Annotated in this window: 20 protein-coding genes and 1 pseudogene; 5 read left to right on the plus strand and 16 right to left on the minus strand. The window is 44.5% G+C overall.

Annotated elements, in window-relative coordinates; genetic code table 11:
- Positions 1-89: 89 nt before the first annotated feature.
- The 11 genes and pseudogenes from ACFSVM_RS11700 to ACFSVM_RS11750 all read right to left on the minus strand — a co-directional run bounded on the left by ACFSVM_RS11700 (position 90) and on the right by ACFSVM_RS11750 (position 10,323).
- Complete coding sequence (locus ACFSVM_RS11700) at positions 90-599, minus strand: DinB family protein (protein ID WP_076313779.1); 510 nt, start codon at positions 597-599, stop codon at positions 90-92.
- Between the two features lie 138 nt (positions 600-737).
- Positions 738-912 (minus strand): annotated as a pseudogene (locus ACFSVM_RS11705) (VOC family protein); the annotation flags it as partial.
- Entirely contained in the window at positions 905-1,474 is a 570-nt protein-coding gene (locus ACFSVM_RS11710) for a GNAT family N-acetyltransferase (protein WP_076313778.1), read from the minus strand. The gene ACFSVM_RS11710 and the pseudogene ACFSVM_RS11705, both read right to left, overlap by 8 nt.
- Positions 1,475-2,218: 744 nt before the next feature.
- Entirely contained in the window at positions 2,219-4,237 is a 2,019-nt protein-coding gene (locus ACFSVM_RS11715) for a bifunctional diguanylate cyclase/phosphodiesterase (RefSeq protein ID WP_379262262.1), read from the minus strand.
- Between the two features lie 187 nt (positions 4,238-4,424).
- Entirely contained in the window at positions 4,425-5,270 is an 846-nt protein-coding gene (gene yidC / locus ACFSVM_RS11720) for a membrane protein insertase YidC (protein WP_076313775.1), read from the minus strand.
- A complete protein-coding gene (locus ACFSVM_RS11725) occupies positions 5,168-5,572 on the minus strand; it encodes a hypothetical protein (protein WP_143757742.1) in 405 nt (134 codons plus the stop codon). Before ACFSVM_RS11725 ends, yidC begins: the two co-directional genes overlap by 103 nt.
- Before the next feature lie 170 nt (positions 5,573-5,742).
- Positions 5,743-5,931, minus strand: a complete 189-nt coding sequence (locus tag ACFSVM_RS11730; RefSeq protein ID WP_076313774.1) for a hypothetical protein — start codon at positions 5,929-5,931, stop codon at positions 5,743-5,745.
- 187 nt (positions 5,932-6,118) lie between these two features.
- On the minus strand, positions 6,119-7,264 hold the full coding sequence (locus tag ACFSVM_RS11735; protein ID WP_379262265.1) for a copper amine oxidase N-terminal domain-containing protein: 1,146 nt from the start codon (positions 7,262-7,264) through the stop codon (positions 6,119-6,121).
- A gap of 160 nt (positions 7,265-7,424) precedes the next feature.
- Positions 7,425-7,925, minus strand: a complete 501-nt coding sequence (locus tag ACFSVM_RS11740; protein WP_379262267.1) for a CYTH domain-containing protein — start codon at positions 7,923-7,925, stop codon at positions 7,425-7,427.
- A 71-nt stretch (positions 7,926-7,996) separates the two neighbouring features.
- Positions 7,997-8,662, minus strand: coding sequence for an HD domain-containing protein (locus ACFSVM_RS11745; RefSeq protein ID WP_379262269.1), 666 nt, complete (start codon positions 8,660-8,662; stop codon positions 7,997-7,999).
- Positions 8,663-8,709: 47 nt separating this feature from the next.
- A complete protein-coding gene (locus ACFSVM_RS11750) occupies positions 8,710-10,323 on the minus strand; it encodes a DUF4153 domain-containing protein (RefSeq protein ID WP_379262271.1) in 1,614 nt (537 codons plus the stop codon).
- A gap of 116 nt (positions 10,324-10,439) precedes the next feature.
- Here ACFSVM_RS11750 and ACFSVM_RS11755 point away from each other — a divergent pair, with 116 nt between their 5' ends.
- Complete coding sequence (locus tag ACFSVM_RS11755) at positions 10,440-12,158, plus strand: ABC transporter substrate-binding protein (protein WP_379262273.1); 1,719 nt, start codon at positions 10,440-10,442, stop codon at positions 12,156-12,158.
- Positions 12,159-12,534: 376 nt separating this feature from the next.
- Here ACFSVM_RS11755 and ACFSVM_RS11760 read toward each other — a convergent pair whose 3' ends face one another.
- On the minus strand, positions 12,535-13,443 hold the full coding sequence (locus ACFSVM_RS11760; RefSeq protein ID WP_076313767.1) for a DMT family transporter: 909 nt from the start codon (positions 13,441-13,443) through the stop codon (positions 12,535-12,537).
- Positions 13,444-13,592: 149 nt separating this feature from the next.
- Between ACFSVM_RS11760 and ACFSVM_RS11765 the strand changes: the two genes are divergently transcribed.
- Positions 13,593-14,498: a helix-turn-helix domain-containing protein gene (locus ACFSVM_RS11765; protein WP_379262275.1), complete on the plus strand. Its 906-nt coding sequence runs from the start codon at positions 13,593-13,595 to the stop codon at positions 14,496-14,498.
- An 86-nt stretch (positions 14,499-14,584) separates the two neighbouring features.
- Here ACFSVM_RS11765 and ACFSVM_RS11770 read toward each other — a convergent pair whose 3' ends face one another.
- Together ACFSVM_RS11770 and ACFSVM_RS11775 are read right to left on the minus strand one after the other, a co-directional pair.
- On the minus strand, positions 14,585-14,911 hold the full coding sequence (locus tag ACFSVM_RS11770) for a hypothetical protein (RefSeq protein ID WP_379262277.1): 327 nt from the start codon (positions 14,909-14,911) through the stop codon (positions 14,585-14,587).
- A 105-nt stretch (positions 14,912-15,016) separates the two neighbouring features.
- Positions 15,017-15,865 (minus strand): AraC family transcriptional regulator, encoded by an 849-nt coding sequence (locus ACFSVM_RS11775; RefSeq protein WP_090724333.1) that lies wholly within the window; start codon positions 15,863-15,865, stop codon positions 15,017-15,019.
- Between the two features lie 127 nt (positions 15,866-15,992).
- Here ACFSVM_RS11775 and ACFSVM_RS11780 point away from each other — a divergent pair, with 127 nt between their 5' ends.
- From ACFSVM_RS11780 to ACFSVM_RS11790, 3 genes are all read left to right on the plus strand, one after another.
- Positions 15,993-16,991 carry a Gfo/Idh/MocA family protein gene (locus tag ACFSVM_RS11780; RefSeq protein ID WP_076313763.1) on the plus strand — a complete coding sequence of 333 codons (999 nt, stop codon included), beginning with the start codon at positions 15,993-15,995 and terminating at the stop codon, positions 16,989-16,991.
- Between the two features lie 49 nt (positions 16,992-17,040).
- Positions 17,041-17,985 carry an aldo/keto reductase gene (locus tag ACFSVM_RS11785; protein ID WP_076313762.1) on the plus strand — a complete coding sequence of 315 codons (945 nt, stop codon included), beginning with the start codon at positions 17,041-17,043 and terminating at the stop codon, positions 17,983-17,985.
- 131 nt (positions 17,986-18,116) lie between these two features.
- Positions 18,117-18,680: a maltose acetyltransferase domain-containing protein gene (locus ACFSVM_RS11790; protein WP_076313761.1), complete on the plus strand. Its 564-nt coding sequence runs from the start codon at positions 18,117-18,119 to the stop codon at positions 18,678-18,680.
- 24 nt (positions 18,681-18,704) lie between these two features.
- Here the strand turns inward: ACFSVM_RS11790 and ACFSVM_RS11795 are convergent, their stop codons facing one another.
- Together ACFSVM_RS11795 and ACFSVM_RS11800 are read right to left on the minus strand one after the other, a co-directional pair.
- Positions 18,705-19,223: a glycosyl-4,4'-diaponeurosporenoate acyltransferase CrtO family protein gene (locus ACFSVM_RS11795; RefSeq protein ID WP_076313760.1), complete on the minus strand. Its 519-nt coding sequence runs from the start codon at positions 19,221-19,223 to the stop codon at positions 18,705-18,707.
- A 26-nt stretch (positions 19,224-19,249) separates the two neighbouring features.
- Positions 19,250-20,371, minus strand: a complete 1,122-nt coding sequence (locus ACFSVM_RS11800; RefSeq protein ID WP_179085558.1) for a glycosyltransferase — start codon at positions 20,369-20,371, stop codon at positions 19,250-19,252.
- Positions 20,372-20,478 lie beyond the last annotated feature (107 nt).

Here is a 20,478-nt window from a genome sequence, read left to right on the forward strand (position 1 = left end):
AACGACTCTCTAGAAATGGGTAGGGAAGGAACGCATACAAAATAGGACGGAAGCCATTTATGCAGCTTCCGTCCCGATCTTCTGGACAACTAACTTAAGTACCGAGTGCGGATGATCCCCATATGGTGGAGTTCATGTCCCGCAATACCGTACGCGAGAGCGCGCACCGTTATGTTTACGTCGTTGGCCGTTCCCTTACGAGACCAAGCCTCCACCGGCAGCCCGCGTAGCAGCGTGATCGTTGCTTGTCTTACAGCCTTGTAGTCTTCGGCCAATTGCGCAATTGTCCAGCCTCCAAAAGGAGGAATGAACACTTCCTGGTCGAACCCGGGCAGAGGTGTCTGGTCCCCTCTTGCAAACCGGAGCAGGCGATACGTCATGACCCGCTCCGAGTCCACAATGTGGCCCACGACTTCTTTAAGCGTCCATTTTCCTTCGGCATACTGATAAGTACCCTGGCTTTCTGTCAAGGATGACAGCAGCTCCGTCATTTGCTTCTCCTGTGCGAGCAGGATGTCAATGATGCTGCCTTCTGGCACTAACCGGATATACTCACCGATGTCTCCGGCGTATTCTTCTTTTGACGGTTTTTGGTTCATGAATGGTCCCCTCTCCATGAAATATATGGAATATTATAGCTTTCAATTTCAGATATTTCCACCGTCGTGAGTATGTTGTTATAAACAGTTCCTGCCTTCTACAAGTTATAATCCTATTTGTCCATCTTATTAATCACTATTTGTTGTTCCCAAATGTAATGGACCATTACCTTCAGTAGGTGTTCCTTCAGCAACCTGTAACCAGCACCAAGGAATTAGTTCCCACTCAGTAAATCCCTCATGTGGTATAACGTCAGGTTTTCTAATTTAAGAGAATTTCATACCACTTTTGTCCCACTTCAATATTAGATATCCGAACTAACTAGAGCATATATATGAGTATCTCTTGTTTGACTTTTATCTACTGATAAATCATCACATCTTAATGTACCTTCTAATTGAAAGCCTATCCGTTCTGGAATAGCCTTACTTTTATAATTTAAAGTATCACAACGAATTTCTACTCTTCTAGCCTTCAACTCTGTAAAGGCAAAATTTGTTATCCCTTGCACTGCTTCAGTCATATATCCATTTCCACTCTTACGCGTATCAATCCAGTAACCGATTTCGAATTTACCAATCTCCCAATCTGGCCTATGCAATCCAGATGAACCAATGAATTGGTTAGTTTCTTTATCAAATATCAGAAATCTCAGATCTTCTCTCTTAATAAACTTTACATGTGCTTCTCGTAAATTTGCTTCAATTGTCAGTTCACTTTGTTCGTATTGTGCAAAAGGTAACCATTGCTTGAGCTTATTGATCGATGAGATTATACTTTCGTACACTATTTTGCCATCACCAGGTTGAGGTATTCTGATCAATAGCCTTTCTGTTGTAAATTGGTTTGGAAAGTCAATTAGTATTGGATTCATTCTTTAATCCCCTCTGTATTTATTTTTTATTTGTTTTATCCGATCTTTAATTGATTTCCTATGACTCTCTTATCTCAGAAATTCAGAAATTTCCTCACACAACCAATATCTACGAACTTCAGACAACCAGATTATCTGTTCAACAACCATCACAGTGCTTCTACAAAAATAATGCATGATGTCTAACTTCCTAATAATACAATGAACTCCTAATCTAGTAACCTAGCTCTTAAGTTTATCTCAACCATCCCTTCTCTAGAACAATACCAAATAAGACTGGTGGAATGAATGAACTCAAGTAGAGCATATACCAATTCGGATCGAATACGAAGTACAGTAATAACCCTGAAAGTACGCATATAAATAAATAGTAGAAGATTATAATCAGCCGTGATAATCCTCTCAGTCGGTCATGCAGCAGCAGCATTACAAAAAAGAATAGAAATATAATTATCGTAAGTGGAATGATCAACCCTATAAAGAAAGAAAAGAAGCCGCTAACCGAACGAAAATAGGCATTAAAACCGTCATCGTGTGGATTCATTGAGCTAAGAACATACAAGGTAATTATTTCAGCTATGGTGCTAATGAAGACCCATAATACGAATTTGCTAAATTTTTCAGATCCCTCATTCTCGTTCACACTAATCCCTCCCTAGAGTAAAGACGTTTCGTCTATATTGAAAGTTGTTAGCTCCATTTAAAAAAGAAAGACCGTCATATGATGGCAGTCTCTATGAATACTTAACTACTCACTTTCTCCGGTACTTGGAAGTCTTGAATCCACTCTCCAATCTGCTCATTCTTCATCGGTTTTCCATAGTAATAGCCTTGCATGACATAACATCCAAGCTCAGTTAGGAACTCGATGTGCTCCTCGTTCTCTACACCCTCTGCGATGACTTCGAGATGGAGTTTCTCCGCCATCAATATAATAGCGTGAACAATCGCACGTTTGCTGGGCGTGTCCAGATCGTAAGTGAATAGACGATCGAGCTTCAATGTATCAATAGGAAGTCGGTCCAGCAAGCCTATTGAAGAATATCCTGTGCCAAAATCATCCATGGAGATACGGACTCCTGTATTTCGAATTCGATGCAGCTGCAGGATGATATCATTGATATCGTGGAAGACCATAGACTCCGTAATTTCGAGCTCAAGCATTTCTGGCTCAAGCCCAGTCTCCTGTAGCACCCATGGGATTAACTCCGTCAGATTATCGGTCTGAAACAACCGAACCGATAAATTGACCGAGATGGGCTGATAAATCCCCTGTGACTGCCATTCTTTACACTGGCGGCAAGCTTCTAACAGCACCCACTTGGTCATCGGTATCACAAGTCCTGTCTCTTCGGCAATCGGAATGAATTCACCTGGAGATATCTGGCCTAATCGAGGATGCTGCCATCTAATCAATGCCTCAAATCCGACCAAGCTGTTCGTCCTCACATTACACTTCGGCTGGTACACCATATAGAACTGCTGCTGCTCGATTGCAAGCTGCAAATCCTTCTCCAGCTCCATCTTCCTTACTTCTTTGACACCCATATCCTCCGTATAGATGCAGTACTGGTTCTTGCCGAGTCCTTTGGCCTTGTACATAGCGGTATCCGCATTTTTCAGCAGACTAGACCGTTCTGTATGCTGAATAGATCCGACACTGATTCCAATACTGCCCGTCACATAGAGCTCATTTCCTTCAATTCGATGAACCTTCTTAATTTCTTTGATAATCCTCTCCGCATAAGCTTCTGCTTGCTGTAGGCTGCAATTTTTAATAATGAACAAGAACTCATCTCCACCGATTCGAAAAACCTGCAGATCAACATTTGAAAACGGTTTTAAGCGAGACCCTACCTCCTGAATGAGCAGATCACCGATGTCATGCCCCAGTGTATCGTTAATCGCTTTGAACTGATCCAAGTCCAGAAATAACACCGCCAGCTCTTCATCATCTGCATAGGTATCAAAGAATCGATTCATCTCATTACGATTAGGCAGCCCTGTAAGACTGTCCTCGTAGGCCATTCTCTCAAGCACATGGCGGTCAAGAAATAAGGCGCACCATGACACTAGTAAAATAATGAATGTTGATACCGTCACGCCGTATAGTAAAAACAAATCCACCGAAGCTGCGTGATCATGTATCGGCATCTGTTCATGACCTGTGAATGTAGCGGCCTTCATACCTGTGTAATGCATTCCGCAGACCGCAAAGCCCATGACGATGGAGGATACCCATTTCAACCAGCTGGCAGAGGCTTGATTCCGGAATTTCAAGAACAAGAACAGCGCTGCATACGATGCGGCATAAGCGATGATGGCGGACAGGATCCAGAGCACGGGATCATAGCTGATGTCCATCGGCATAATCATGGCTTCCATCCCGACATAGTGCATCATAATGATCCCGCTGCCCATGAAGAACCCACCGAATGCAATTTTCAACCGGCTGACATATTGAGGCTTGGTGATGTAAAACGCAATAAAGGAGGAAACGACACTCGCCACCATAGAGAGCACCGTAAGCCACACATCATATTTCACGGCCGTGTGAACATGAAAAGCCAGCATTCCGACAAAATGCATAGACCATATTCCAGCTCCCATCACAAGAGCTCCCGCAAACAGCCAGAATAGCTGCATTTTGCCTTTGGAATTGGATATTTTAGACGTGATACTGAGCGCAGAATAAGAAGCCAAAATGGCAATAATAACGGAGAGCACTACAATATAGTAGTTGTAACCCCCTTGAATAATCATTATTTCACTCCTATGTATTCAATAATGTGTCGATCAGAGCATGATAATAGAGCAGACTCTATATAATATCGTCAGAATGATCAGAACCATTTAAGTGATTTTATATAAGATCAGTAACACTGCGTTATCCTTCTCAAGCAAAAAAGCCCTTCTACTTCTTAAACGAAGTAAAAGGGCTTTATCCTGATTAAGCCGGGTTCGTGCCTTTGGTCTTGGGTGCTGGGGAAGCAGGACTGTCATCTTCAACAAGCTCCATTGGATACAGCTTTTGGAACAGCAGGGTCTGAACAATAAGAAAAGTTCCTCCGGCCATCCAATATAATGGAATCGCTGCAGGTGCACTGATCGAGAAGAACGCCATCATAATCGGAGATATATAGCCCATTATAGCAAACTGCTTCCGCTGCTCTGCAGGCATGTTCTTCATCGAAATTCGGGTCTGCAGCAAGTAGATCGCCGCTACAATAATCGCCAGAATCACATCCGGCTCTCCAAGTGTGAACCACAAGAAGGTGTGACTGCTCATTTCCGGCATAAGCCTAATGGCGGTATATACACCAGTCAATATAGGCAGCTGAATTAGAATCGGCAGACACCCAATATTAAGCGGGTTGAACTTGTGCTTCTTGTAGAGCTCAAGCATCTCCTGCTGCATCTTCTGCGCACTTTCCGGATCTTTCTTATTCTCGTATTTTTTCTTGAGCGCATCCAGCTCTGGCTGCATTCCCTTCATCACACGCTTCATGTTTTGCTGAGATTTCGTCTGTCTGAGCATGAGCGGGAACAGCAGCAAGCGTACAACAATCGTCAATACAATAATCGCAAGCCCGTAGCTTCCCTGAAACCATCCCGCCATATGTGTTATGACATAAGATATGGGAAACACAATGTAATGATTAAAAAAACCAGGCGTACTACTCGTAATCTCTGTTACATTCGAACCGCAGCCTGATAACAATAATGCGATGAGCACACTTGCGATAATGCCGTATAACCGTAACGTCCGTCCAGGGAATCCTTTTGATTTGTCCATTGATATCCTCCTCGTTGATCGATCTTGCGTGTTATCAACGAGTGAAGGCACTCATCTGAATCATCATCAGGAGAAATTTTAATTCTACGAATCATTCTTAATATGGAGCGTACAGCCCGTTTTTCTCCAGTCAGGCGCTGAGATGGAATGAATTCCGGCCATTCCGCAGTTCGCCTTATCCCAAATTCCTCGAGTCTTCCCATCAGATGAAGCAGCGATGCACAGGTAACGGCAAATACCAAGCCGGCAGATGCCAAATATGGAATCAAATGATGCAGATCTTGAAGCTCAAACCATAGCAAAAGGATTCACCTCCTTTAGATATCTATCATTATACTCTTTTTAATCCCAGGATATAAGGGGAAGCTTTCGCCAACAAAAAAAAGCATGTCGTCGTAAGCATACGCCTCCATGCTTTGGATCAGCTGCTGTTCAGCCTATATTTAATTAAAGCGCTCATTCTCTCCATTCATTACACGTGCATCATCCGTAAATAATGCTGTGTATTCTCCGCTGCTTTTTCTTCCTTGTTGTCAATCAAGCCCTGCTCTGTCCAACAATTGAGGCAATCTTCTTCTGTAGCGCATAATGCAGCATCCTCACAGGTATAACAGTTCTGTAAATACAAGCGGGTTATTTGATCGGGCATTAACTCTCTCATGACTCTCATCTCCTTCTTATCTCTTGACTACAATGTAACATGAATCCTATTGTTAATTTGTGATTATTTTCACATACATATAAAAAGAGTTGAGGTAACCCGATTGCTTGTAAACGGGATGCGGACCGACTGCTGATAATGATATGAAATGGATTGAACTGCGGCCCTTTTGACTACACTAGAAGCACTATAAGGAAGAAATATTTATTGATTTCGTATACTGCTTTCCACTCAGTCCTTCTGTAATTTTAAACTCCAAATTTTGTTCTGTTCTTCTTAAAAAATAGATTTCATCACCATAATAGGGGACATCGTTATTATCTGCATATTGCTGCTCTTCTAATGGAAGCAACTCCTTGTACAGTGCAATTCGTTCCCCTGTCCGCCTATCAATATATGTTAGGAGACCTTTGGTATTGGAGCGAATTAAAAAGAAATCATCCTCCACTGCTTCCACAGCATATTTACCCTCTACTCCGCCGAGCTCGATCAGATCATAGGTTTCCTTCACAGATCCTGTATGGTCCTCTAATATCCGAAGCTTTATCCCATCGGTAAGCACAAGTTCTTTTCCGTTCACAGATACTGCCGCATTATTTGCGAATCGTTTAAAATAATTTACCTTGGATTGCCTGATTACTGCACCGTTCTTCATGATCACGGTAAATACCTGCTGTTGAACCATGGGCTCGCCGTAAATATCTGTGATCCTTAGGATAATGAGCCCTTGATTTGTTTTTGTAAATTCGAAGGTATGTGGATTATATGTTTCTGTTTGGAAATCATATAGCTGTTTTGTTACACCTTCGCTATTCGTTGCTGATAATTTCCCGTCACTAGAAATACGATAATTCAAACCTCCGTAATGACTCTTGTTGTGACCAGAATAGATATCCGAAGCAACAATGGTTTTCACTTCAGGTTCATATTTCAGACCCGTACCTTTTAGAGCGTCTACCAAGAACTTAGCAGGCACAAAAACTTCCTCGTTCCTTGTCCTTGGAGAACCCTTCATCCTCGTACTTTTACCATTTAACACCGCTGTATTGCTTCCAATCCGAATTGCAAAGGAATACACCTTGCCTCTTACTGTAATACGATTTCCGTTTTGAACAACGTTTGCTCCTAGCTGCTCGGCTATTGTCTTCAAAGGCAAATAGGCTAATCCCTTGTCTACGACTGTACTGCCGCTGATTAATTCATTCGAATCCAAATACAGTTCATATTTTATGTCCGTTTCTGCTCTGACAGCAGTCGGCTCTACCGAGTATGCTGATAAAAGGATGGCGCTGGCAGCAAGGGCCGCACCTGCTTTTTTGAATCCCGAGTTCATTTCATATCCCTCCATTTATTCAAACCTCATAGAGCTTAACGTCTAAATAATAAAATATGTTTCAAGATAGTTCGTGTATATGAGAAAAAAGCCGGCTTTCGCCGACTTCTATCTCCTGCATACGACCAATTCTGATGTATTCCAGACTGCTCATGTTCTATTACTCGCCCCGGTTCTGCAGATCACTCCATACTTTCTTATTACTGTACTCCTTGCTCGTACTAATATCCCGGCCGAACCATTCGGGTGCAATGAAATTCTCTGCTTCCTGTAGAGTCAGGAATTCCACCTCCAGCACCGCCAGCTGGATCTGGTCATATTCATCGATCTCGATTACTCTGTTATTCCACGCAGCCGTAGTTCGCTTCTTCGTCAGCGGAATGGTCCCGTGAGCCTCCATAATCTGCTTGTACAGCCCTTCCGAGATATGGTATTCGACTTCCTCTCGTGCCAAGCCCCACCCTTTCTTGAAGGTATGGGTATATTCTACTTCGTTTGTGCTCAGATCTGTTATCTTCCGGGCTCTCAGCTCCTGATCCCCGTCCAGCGCCAGATACGTCTGTTCTATAAACTGCTCTTTCATAATGACGATATCTCCAGCTTGTATTAAAGCTATTGGATAGGCTGTAAGCATAAATTTGCGTTCGATCTCTACTCCCATTGTGATGTAGCTCCTCTGTCTTCTAATTTATTTGCAACTACCTATATCAATTTCATATGTCCTTTAACTGCTTACACCACTTCACCTTCCCATTCGTTAAAAAATTGCTCCAAATACTGCTCCATGAAGGCATGCCTTTGTTCTGCAAGCTTTCGTCCATACTCGGTGTTCATTAGATCCTTTAATTTCAGAAGCTTCTCATAAAAATGATTAATTGCCGTGCTCTCTTCATTGCGATATTGATCTGTCGACATGGCTTCTCTTGGCTTAATGGATGGATCATAGATCAGATGACCTTTGGCGCCTGCATAGACAAACGCCCTGGCAATGGATATCGCCCCAACCGCATCCAGCCTGTCCGCATCCTGAACCACTTGACCTTCGATCGTGCGCATTGGCGGGTTATGACCGCCGTTGTAGGACATGGTGGAGATAATCTCCAGAATATGCTCCCGATCTTTAACGGCTATCGAATGCTCCTGAAGCCAGTTCTCAACCTTGGCCATTCCTGCCTCTTTGGAAGGATTCAGCTTCTCATCAGCGATGTCATGAAGATAGGCAGCAAGCATACAGACGAACATGTCCGCATGCTCTGCCGCAGCTATTTTTTCAGCTGACCTTACGACCCGGTGAATATGCCACCAGTCATGGCCTGTATTCTCCTGCCCCAATTCATGCTTCACATATACCTCAGCCGACTGCAATATGTTTTGTTCGATTTCTGACAAATTTGCCATCCGATAATATCCCCGCAATCTATATGTTGTAAGAGAAAGATATGGCTCTACTCCTGTTCAAAATATGCCTTCAGTGCCTGATGTGCCCGATATTCGGCTACGTTGAAGGAAGGCCAAGCTTGTTCTCTCTCATTCAGTCTATTATAGTCTGCCTTAAGATCATTTTGAATCTCGGGATACTCCCTGCTGAACTCAATGAGCACAGGCACAGCATCCATGGACAATGAGCTAAGGAAATACGGATCCATCTTTTGGTGGATATGGTACCGCTCGATATTTTTCTCGGCAATATAGGTGTCCATCCCTGCATAATTAATCGCAACATACGCTGCAAACCCGAAGACAATATAGCACTTGGCCAGAGGAATTCGTTCAAAATGGATCCGCAGGCCGGCAATAACCATAAGTATGGCGAGAAGCAGCATGAACGCATGCACGAGATATCGGAGATAAGTAAAGCCATAGGCTTCTTCATACAGTGCCAGTCTGGAAAAGGCCGAATACAAAATGATGATCGAACAGATCACGAGAATGTAGAGCAGCACTTTTTGAATAATTCGAAGTACGCCTGAGCCACTATCGTCCGTATACAGGAGTACCCCCATCAGAATTCCAAAATTAAGCAGCGCGACCAGCATCAGCTCGGCAAAGCCCCTTCTTGCATAATCCGCATAAGTCATGCCTTCGGGCAGCGCTCCCTCAAAGGCTCCAAATAAATAAGTGAACTGCAGAATAACGAACAGCAGGTAGACGACATTCACCATCGTCAGAACGGTGGAGGCAATAATCGGATCCAGTCGAAGGCGATGAGAATCAGGCCCGCTCTCTGATATTCTATCCTTGGTACCCGCTGTTTCTGCTAATGATCTCCACTCAGGTTCCCCCTTCGATAGATCTCCTTCTTGAGGAGTGGCGATGTCTGCTTCTTTCCAATGCGCCGTCTCCGGATCTGTCTTCCTCACGGACACTGGATGAATAAATCCGTATACATAACCGAAGAAGAACAACGTGAACAACAAGATCCACATGAATCGAAAAAATCCTTCACTATAGGTAATTTCATCTAACCACCTCGGTATACCGAACATCACTCTCTCAAACATACCGTCAGCAGAAGACAGCAAGGAGATCACAATAATGACAAGCGGTGCGGAGATGGCAAGACCGAATACGATTTTACGGCTGACGGCTCTTGAGCCTTCATTAACCCGCTTGGAGTATGCAGAAGTGACACTGGTAAAGGCAGTAGGGATATGTCTAAGGGTCCTTGGAATTAAATGCGACAGTATATCTTTAATAATTCCAGTCTTCCACCAAACCTGAGGATTGTAACCCAGCAGCAATGTCACATGGTAAGCAACCAGGACGGGGAGGATCAGAATATTGAGCACATAAAATATCGGATTATCAAAGAGTAAGTAAGTTAACGACAGCATGAAAATAACTGCAAACAAAAAAATAACAAAGGGTGATAGTCCGTGCAGCCGATCCCCGGCAAATCCCAGTACATAACTATAGAACAGTAGGATAAATACAGGAATGGATAGTCCAGGTGCATGTTCGAAGAACAGATACTGGTGGATGATCGCAAGAATCACAGCACCCAGGAGTGTGAATAAGCTGCGCGCAGGTGATTTTATGACAGGTAAATTTAACTTCATTTGAGCGTCCCCCAAAACTTTAGGTTTATAATCCTAATTTTAGGTGATAAAATATGAAAATAAATAGAAAATATACTTATGTAAATTTCGTATTTTAGTAAGGGGCTGAATGACGAATGAAGCTTCATTCCCAATTTTTACGACTGCATGGTTACTATGGAAGCGAAGCAAGCGTACAAATTACTCTCGATGAGATGGCAGAAACGCTGGAATGCACACACCGCAATGCCCTTAATATTATTCGTAAAATGGAAGCCGAAGGCTGGATTGAGTGGCATTCACAACGGGGACGAGGTAAGCGCTCTGAGCTTAAATTTCGGGTTGATCCAGAGGAGATTGCCGCCATCTCCATGATTAAGGCGATTGACCGCCATGAGATCAAGAAAGTGATGGATGATATTAAGGAATATACAGATTCTGCAAAATTGCCCGGTCGTCTACAAGGATGGCTTATGCGATATTTCGGACATCACACCCAGGTGAACGAGGATAAAGAGCAGATTGATATTCTTCGCCTGCCATTGCGTCAGCAAATTCATACGATGGACCCGCTGGCTATGAATCTGCTGGCAGAGTCTTTTGTCGCAAGTCACATCTATGACGGACTTCTGACTCGGAACGAGACGGGTGAAGTCACCCCTCATCTTGCTCATGACTATGATGTCAGTAAGGATCGGATGACGTGGGTATTTTATTTGCGCAAGGATGTTTACTTTCATCACGGAAAAACGCTCACTGCTGACGATATCGTTTACACCTTTGAGCGATTAAGACTGCATCAAGAGCCTTTGCTGTATAATTTTATCGTTCAGTCCATCGCGTACGTTACAGCGCTCAGCAGCACCTGTGTTAGGTTTACGCTGAACACTCCGAATGAGCACTTTTTGCCGTTCTTGTGTACAAGCAGGGCTGTGATCGTTCCCTCCGGCCTGGACGAAGCAACAGAACACGATGAGATCCGATTCAGTGGAACGGGCCCCTTTAAGGTAACCGAGTTTAATTCCAGCATGTGTATCCTTGAGGCGTTCTCGGCTTATTTTATTTCGCGTCCTCACTTGGACATTGTGGAGATTATTCAGATTCCTTGGTCACTGCCGGAACAGAATACGGAAGCTCAGGACGGAGCTGACCCGCTCTTTCATGTACTGCTTGGTAGCAACCATGTTCAGCAGAACCGTAGCCAGTATAGTTCACATACCACGGTACGCAAGCTGCTTACCTGCAATACGAGAAAACAGGGACCGCTGAAAGATCCTAATGTACGCAAGCATGTTTTTCAGTGCATTAAGTATGAAGAGCCGATCGGAGCCGCAATCCATCCAGAAGCTCTGCTGCCAGATGCCGTAGATGGCACCTACCTTGTACTCATCACGATTCCGCAATATCGACCTGACGCGATGAATATTAAGGAGCGCCTAGAGCGATTTGGTTACGAAGTCAGAGTAAAGGTGTTTATGCCCGAGGATTTTAAAGGTCCTATTCGGATGGAGTCGGATCTCATTCTGTTCTCTCTCCTAATGGACAGGGACGAGTCTCTCCGTCGTCATGACTTATACTTAACTTTATCCTCCCATGTAGAGTGTTCTGTTGAAGCAGACATCATAGAAGGACTCAACCGGATAATGTTGACCCGGGAGTCCAATGCGAGATTACGTATGCTGCAGCAGATCGAAGAACAACTGATCGAACAGGATCATCTGTACGTCTTGTACGACCGTCCCTTTCAGACCTCCTTCCTTCCCTCTGTCCGAGGCATCAGGCCGGGATCTCAAGGATGGGTTGATTTGCGGTATCTCTGGTTCCCGCCTGACGCGGGGCAGATTGAGTCGATTTAGATAAAAATAGCAGCAGTTCAAGTGATAGGTGGAACTTCCCCCCTGCTTGAAATGCTGCCTATTTTTTATCTCCGTTTAATCGCTTTTACCATAAGATCAATAATTATACCGATCACAAGCCATCCGACGATATTAATTAAGTATATGGCTAACATACCGTCGAATTGACGTCCAATAGAGGTGTAACTTTCAATATACATTAGATGAGGACTCGTGAAATATAGTAATAAGTTCTTGTCATCCTCACCTATAGCATTATATAAGCACACGAATAGACTGAATAATGGTAACCAAAATCCAAACTTCTTAAGCATTAAATCAACTCCACTCCTACGACAGGCTCTTCATGTTAGTTAGATCATCATTATACATCAAATCAGTTCGTACGCTGAACACTGTACTTCAACGATTTTGACCAGAAATACAATCCCATACCCATTAGAGTCAGCATGCCGCCTATCAGCTGAAACACTGATATCATTTCCCCCAAGAAGAAATAAGCAAGAATAATGGCGAGCACCGGCTCTCCGATGATCCCTACTGAAACGGTAGTTGCCCCAATAGAATTCAACAATATATTAAAAATGTATTGGCCAAAAATAGTCGGAATAATGGCAAGCAGCAAAAAATAGATCCAGTCCGATAGGTGATATTGAACCAGTGAATAATTTTGAAACAAATTATAGATGAGCATCACTGTGCCACCAATAAAGAAGACAATAATGCTGTAAGCATTGGCATCGATTTTGTTGCTTACTTTTTGGCCCATGAGTAAATAAGCGGACACGAACAGGGTACCGATGAAGGACAAGCCATCTCCAAATAAAGCTTCTCTTGAGATGCTGATGTCTCCCCATGCGATGAAGATGGAACCAAAGAGAGCAATGATCATGCACAAAACCGTCAGCAGGCTAACACGTTCCTTGAACAAAAAATAGGAACCGAGCATTACAAATAACGGCTGCAATGACAAGATCACCATAGAGCTTGCAACAGAGGTGTAGACGAGTGATTCCATCCAAAACAAAAAGTATAACCCTAAAAATACACCAGCAAGAAGAACGATACAGCCTTCTCTTTTACTCAGTTGAATGGAAACGAGCTGTTTCCTCGGAACGAACGCGAGCATGATGATAACGGAGATGAAGAGTCTGTACATCCCAGCCACCGAAGTCGGTGTATCCGAGAATTTGATCATGATGGAAGATATCGAAACAGATAATATACTGATAAACAACAAAACAAATGGATGCGAAATCATGGATGGTTTATTATGTTTTAACATGGCTCCTCCCAGTAATCATAGTTACAAATTTGATTATCTGTGCACAGATAAGCCGAAGCTGGATATAATAATATCATCACCATTTGCTATTTTGTGTAAATATATCATTGAATTATATAGAAATATCGTCAATTAAAGGAGCCTTACGATTGAAAAAACAATTGCACGAAACCATCCAATACCCTGACGAGAGATTTCCTTACATTATGTACACCCATTCCATCCGTGAATCAATTCCGCGAGGACGGGGATTTAATGATCTGCATTGGCATGAGGACTTGCAATTCACTTTAGTGACCAGAGGGAAATTAACAATTCAAATTAATGGAATTAATTATGATTTGCTAGAAGGACAGGCTATTTTTATTAATAAAGGGGTTCTTCATATTGTTACGCACTTAACTTCAGACGGCCAGTATGTCAGTTTTAATTTTCCTGAAAAGCTGCTCGCTTTTTACTCTAATAGTGCGATGGAGAAAAGCCATGTTCTTCCCTTCACGAATTCTTCCCTGCTGTCCGTTGAGATCCCGGGGAATGAGGCGTGGCATAATGAATTCCTGCAAATCCTCTGGAAGCTGAAGAAGAAATTTGATTCACCAAAAAAGTGGGGATGGCAATATGAAATTTCCATAGATACGGTTCAGCTATGGCTTATCTTCATCTCTCATATTTCAGTATCTTCAGAAGAGTCTTCTAAACATAACAAACTACAGCAGGAACGAATGCAATTGATGCTTAGCTATATCCACCAACACTACACGAGCACGATAACGTTGAAGGAAATTGCAGACGTAGCGCATTTAAGTATTTCGGAGTGTACCCGCAGCTTTAAGAAAAGCATACATATGACTCCCTATACTTATTTGGTTGAGTACCGAATTAAAAGAAGCTGTGAGCTGCTAGAATCTACCCAATATACGATTACAGAGATTGCCCAGAAGGTTGGGTTCAATCATGTGAATCACTTTATTCAGTCGTTTAAAAAACATCATCAGATGACCCCAAAAGAATATCGAAACAACAAAACGCACAACGATATTGAAAAAAGCCGCTAGAATGAACTGATCCTCTAGCTGTTAGAATGTCCAGCAACGGGAGTTCAGTTTAAGTCAGCGGCTCTATTGCGATTACTATTCTGTTCCTATCTCCGAATGATAATGTACACTCGGTTCGCGATCCACAAGATTAAACAAACCGTTCCGGAATAAAACAATCCATTTAGAAAATATGAAAAAGGAATAATGCTGCTCGGATGCTCTCTTGGATCAAGCATTCCAAGCTCAAATGGAAAAGCGTCCTCCATTGGTGTCAGTGTCGTATGCTGAACGAGAAACGGAAAAGGCAGCCCTAGCTCATGATGGTTTAACTGTTCTGCATCCTTAATCACATCGGAATCGAAGATGGGTGATATTGCCGCAAGCAAGAAGCCAATGATAATGGATAGTAAGACGAGTGTTCGTAATTTCATAGAAGTAAAATTCCTTCCAGGTTGTATTAAACGTCATGCCATATCAATGTAACGCGAAAGCACGCCATAAGTTGCGTCTCAATCATTGGAAAATATCCTAAACCTTCAATTCGTCCTGCCAAATAATCTCCGATACTCCGTGGGTGTAACGCCCTCATGCTCCAGAAACTTGCGGTTGAAGTAGCTGCTGCTAGGGTACCCCGCTTCTGAGGCGATGTCTCCTATTGTACGCTCTTCCTGTACCAGTAGCGCCTGCTTCGCATATTGGAGTCTGCACTGGGTTACGAAATCCATAGGTGTCATATTAATGGCCTTACGGAACAATTTGCAAAAATAATGAACGCTAACTCCCGCTTTATTTGCCCACAGTTCAAGCTCGAACGGCTTTACCGCCTCCTGTTGAAGCTCAGGCAGCAGATCTAGAATACGCTGAATGGATCCTCCGGATTTACTGCCATTACCCGTGCGCGGGACAGCCTGATGGACAAACTCCGTCACGACGGCAAAAGTAAGCGTAGACAGCATTGTAGGATTCAACATTTTGTTATTTTCCGCTTCGGTCAATAGCTCGAGATGAGCTTTTTCCCACTCGGCCCCATTCCGCAGGGTCCATATTCGATGATGCTGAAATCCCTGATCCAGCATATATTCTGTCATATTGCTTCCATAGAAGTGAACCCACCGAATGTCCCAAGGCTCTTGCTCATTGCTGAAATATCGCTGCTCCTGCAGCGGGAAGTACAAGAAGGCATCACCCGCACCAAGCTCCTGCAGCATGCCATCAATTTCGATGTAGCCCTTACCGGAAGCAATATAGTGAATATTAAAATTGTTTAATGCTCCCTTCTGTCTTGTCACCGTATGTTTAGGCATATCGCTGTACATTCCTACCGATTCGGGATAACAAAAAAACCGAGGATTTTGAGTTGTGACCAAGTGACTTTGCCGCTGCATCGCCTACTCCTCCAATGTAGAACAATATTGTGTTATTCGAACACAAAATCGTATTATTTTAATTTCATTCCAAATTCAATACAATGACAATATCATCATAATATTTAGTCAGGAGGATATAAAGCATATGAGTAAAAAACTTCGATGGGGTATACTCAGCACTGCCAATATAGGAAGAAAATCCGTCATTCCCGGACTGCAATACTCCCAGTTTAATGAAGTCACTGCGATCGCCAGCCGGGATCAAGCAAAAGCAGAAGAAGCCGCCAAGGAACTGAACATCCAACATGCTTATGGCAGCTATGAAGAGCTGCTTGCCTCAGACGACATCGATGCTGTCTATATCCCATTGCCGAACCATCTGCATATGGAATGGACGATCAAAGCTGCCGAAGCAGGTAAGCACGTGCTGTGTGAGAAACCCATCGCGTTAACGGCTGAGGAAGCGGAGCGAATGGTAATCGCTTGTGAGCAAGCAGGCGTTCATTTGGCTGAGGCATTCATGTATCGTCATCATCCCAGATATCAAATGATCAAAGATGTAATCGCTTCCGGTGAGATCGGCACCGTTCGTGGTCTCCATGCAAACTTTACATTCAACAGCGGAGAAAGTACAAACAACATCCGCTTTAACAAGGAGATGGGCGGCGGGTCTATATATGATGTCGGCTGCTATCCAATTAGTGCTGCCCGCTTCTTGACCGGACTGGAGCCGGATGCCGTAACAGCACAATCGTTCTTCTCGCCGAAGCACGGGGATGTAGACATGATGACTTCCGGCTTCCTCGAATTTCCGAATGATGTCTCACTGATCTTCGATTGTGGTATGTGGGCGTCCTTCCGAAATCGGCTTGAAGTGCTTGGGACGGACGGAACCATTGAAGTCCCATCTGCCTTCGTTTGCAGTCATGACAGCGAAGCAGGGTTTATCGTGAATGGCAAGCTGGGCAAACGTGAGATCGAGGTGCCGGTCATTAATCAATACTCTGCTATGGTCGATCATTTTGCCGATGTCGTCTTTGAACGCAGTACACCTGCATTTACACCGTCAGATGCCGTCCGCAATATGAGAGTCGTTGAGTCCGCTCTTGTCTCGGCTACGAAGCGGGAAAGAATTACCCTCTAATTAGTCAAGAAGAACAATTCTGCACATTACTCTTAAGGAGGAAACGGTTATGGAATATATTTCGATTCAGGGATCAAAGAAGCCTATTTCTCGTTTGATTAAAGGTTCCGATTATTTCATGCATGAAAATTATGATCAGGTCGTGACCAATATTGAAGCATTCTTGGCCATCGGCGGCAACACGATCGATACTGCACATATCTATACCGGAGGTCAAAGTGAAGAGGTTATCGGACGCTACCTGCAGGAGTCAGGCAATCGGGACAAGATTGCCATCTTCACAAAGGGGGCTCATCACGACAGACAGGGCCCGCGGGTGAACAAACAGGCTATTGATCACGATCTGGCTGTCAGCCTGGAGCGTCTGCAGACCGATCACATCGAGCTGTACGGCCTTCATCGGGATGATCCGTCTATTCCTGTCGAGCATATCATCGATGCACTGAATGAGCATATTGCTGCCGGCCGGATTGGAGCCGCAGGTGCATCCAACTGGAGCTGGCAGCGTCTTACGGAAGCGAATGCATATGCGGCAAGCAATGGACTTGCCGGTTTTACATTCAGCAGTCCGAATTTAAGTCTTGCCAAGGCGAATGAACCCTTCTGGCCGGGATGTGTATCCGTCGATCAAGAAACGAGTAAGTGGCATGAAGAAACCCAGCTCCCTCTGTTATCCTGGTCGTCGCAGGCCCGAGGATTTTTCACTGGTAAATTTACACCTGATAACAAGGATGATGCTGATCTTGTGCGTGTGTTCTATAATGATCAGAACTGGGAGCGGCTCCGTCGAGCGAAGCAGCTTGCAGAAGATAAAGGCGTTACCGTCATTCAGATCGCACTGGCGTATGTACTGAATCAGAACTACCCTACCTGTGCCTTGATCGGCGCACGCAATCCAGCGGAGCTGGCTTCCTGCGATCAAGGGGCCAACGTTCAGCTGTCACAGCAGGAAGTAGAATGGCTGGACTTGACAAGTGAAGGTGTTCAGTACTAGCAATCCATAGGGATCACCGTCATCGCTGCAGTCATAAGAAGGAATGAGTTCACGTACTTCCTCCTTGCACGAGATCTTATATTTCGCGATAATCATATATTGAATGAATTACGCCAGGAGGAAAGTTCACCATGAGGACAGAAAAAGAGAAAATGCTTGCAGGGGAGTTATACTTGGCGGGTGACGCCGAGCTTACAAAGGATCGTGAGCACGCTAGAAGGCTGACCCGGCTCTACAATCAGTCTATTGAAAGCGACCGCGAGCACCGGAGTGATCTGCTTCGTAAATTGTTTGGAAGTGTTGGAGACAATATTTATGTGGAATCGACCTTCCGCTGCGATTATGGATACAACATTCATGTCGGAGACGGCTTCTACGCCAACTTTGACTGCGTTATCCTTGATGTGTGCGAGGTGAGAATCGGTAAAAATTGTCTGCTTGCGCCAGGTGTACATATTTACACGGCAACGCATCCACTTGATCCAGTGTCGCGCTGTGAACGATATGAGGAATTCGGCAAACCGGTTACCATTGGAGACAACGTCTGGATCGGCGGCCGCGCAATCATTAATCCAGGGGTAACCATCGGGAATAACGTCGTCGTTGCCAGTGGAGCCGTTGTCACCAAGGATGTGCCAGACAACGTCGTCGTTGGGGGCAACCCTGCCCGCATCATCAAATCCATTGAAGTATAAGCACCTTCTATCAGACCCAGGCGATCATCTTGTGCCTGGGTCTATTTGTACAACAGAATCGCTGGACATCGGAGCTGTTCTTCTATCCAGAAGACGGAGGATCCGAGCCCGGTTATACCGGAGGGCAAATATGCAGGGCAGATTGGCCGCCAGCGCATATAGGACCATCATCATCCCAACCATGGGACTATTCCAGAGGAAGAACAAAGGTGCAGGCAGCATCGAAATGAGGTGGCACCATTCCCCACGATGAGCCTCTAGCTGGTACCGCTCCAAGTAGGCTTCACTCCTCTCTTCGATCCTTTTTTTACGAAAGCCTTGCTTCGACCAGCCTCCACCGTCAGGAAGACGATTCTTCCAAGCTTTGATCTTCAGCGCGTTCGTGTAGAATAACAGTTCCTTTTTAGAAGCCGGGTATCCAGTGACTGCAAACCAGCGATCCGGCAGCCTGGCGTGAACTGCAGTCACAAGCAGGTGAATGAGAAGCCAAGCCCCTGCATTGACTCCTATATTACATATAACACTCGACATCTGTGAATCCATGGACATCCCTCTTCTGTTCGTTATCCTTATTGATTCTCCTCAGGATCAAGGGTCAGCTCCCTTCCCTTCCAGCGAACCTGCCTGTTAACAAAGGTGTGAAGTATCGATACGGAGAATACACTGAAAAAAGCAAGCAGCGGGACCGGATAAAGTATGGCCGATATAGCTCCGAACTTCCCTACTTTGCCAAGGAGCCCTGCCATAAGTGCTGAATACAGTCCGTACACAACAACAGACATGATGCCGTAGTCCCAGGATAGCAGGGATAGAGCTGCCGTGAATGCACCCATCAGAAATAGAACGACAGTAAAGAGCTTGGAGAATCGAGTTGCTGCTGCGCCGGAAGCCATACTCTTAATCCAGCCCTGAAACAGCTCTCTAACGCCTCCCGGATACATCCGAAAATGAAGCGCTCCTCTGCCAATATAATTAACAACCGGATATCCTGCGGCTTCAAATCGAAGAGCCAGTGCATGATGATCCAATATCTCACCCTTTACCTGCTCATGTCCGCCGACGTTATCATAAGCTTCTCTGCTGGTCACTACACATGGACCGTAAGCTCCTGTTCCCTTCTTGCCGCTTCCGGCAGACACCGCGACAATGATATTAAATATCCCGGACAGCTTCTCGTAAGCAGACCAGGTGTCATGAAAAGGCTGAACGGACATCAGGCCGGATGGATAAGCATCTACCAGCTGACTAAGCCCACCCTTCTTCAGATAAGTATCCGCGTCTAGAAAGATCAGCATTTCTCCGTTCGCAGCCGCCGCCCCTCTCCAGCAGGCATGACATTTTCCCATCCAGCCTCTCGGAAGCGGACCCGCTTTAATGATCATGGCCCCCCGACGGTGTGCGATCTCGGCCGTACGATCTGACGAATTATCATCCACGACAATGATTTCATCTTGTGGATTCATCTGTTCTCGCAAGGACTTCAGTAGCCTGCCAATATTTTTTTCTTCATTCCGAGCAGGAATGATCACACTTATGGTCATTCTCTTCGCTTCGTGCGCCGATTTACCAAGGGATTGCTCTCGATCATTATTATCTGCTAGTTGCCTTAGGCTGCTTCCCGGCAGCAGCCTAAGCTCTGACCATAACAAGATGCCGGAGATCAGGCCAGCCAATATCCATATCAGTGACATCACATGCATCCTCCTCTATCTATGAGCAGGAAATTGAACGTCACCTGCCGTTTATTTCATCTCACTTCCGGTAAGTATGGTAATTAAGCATTTTTACTTCAATTATG

The sequence above is a fragment of the Paenibacillus shunpengii genome, assembly GCF_042684905.1.
Lineage (GTDB): Bacteria > Bacillota > Bacilli > Paenibacillales > Paenibacillaceae > Paenibacillus > Paenibacillus shunpengii.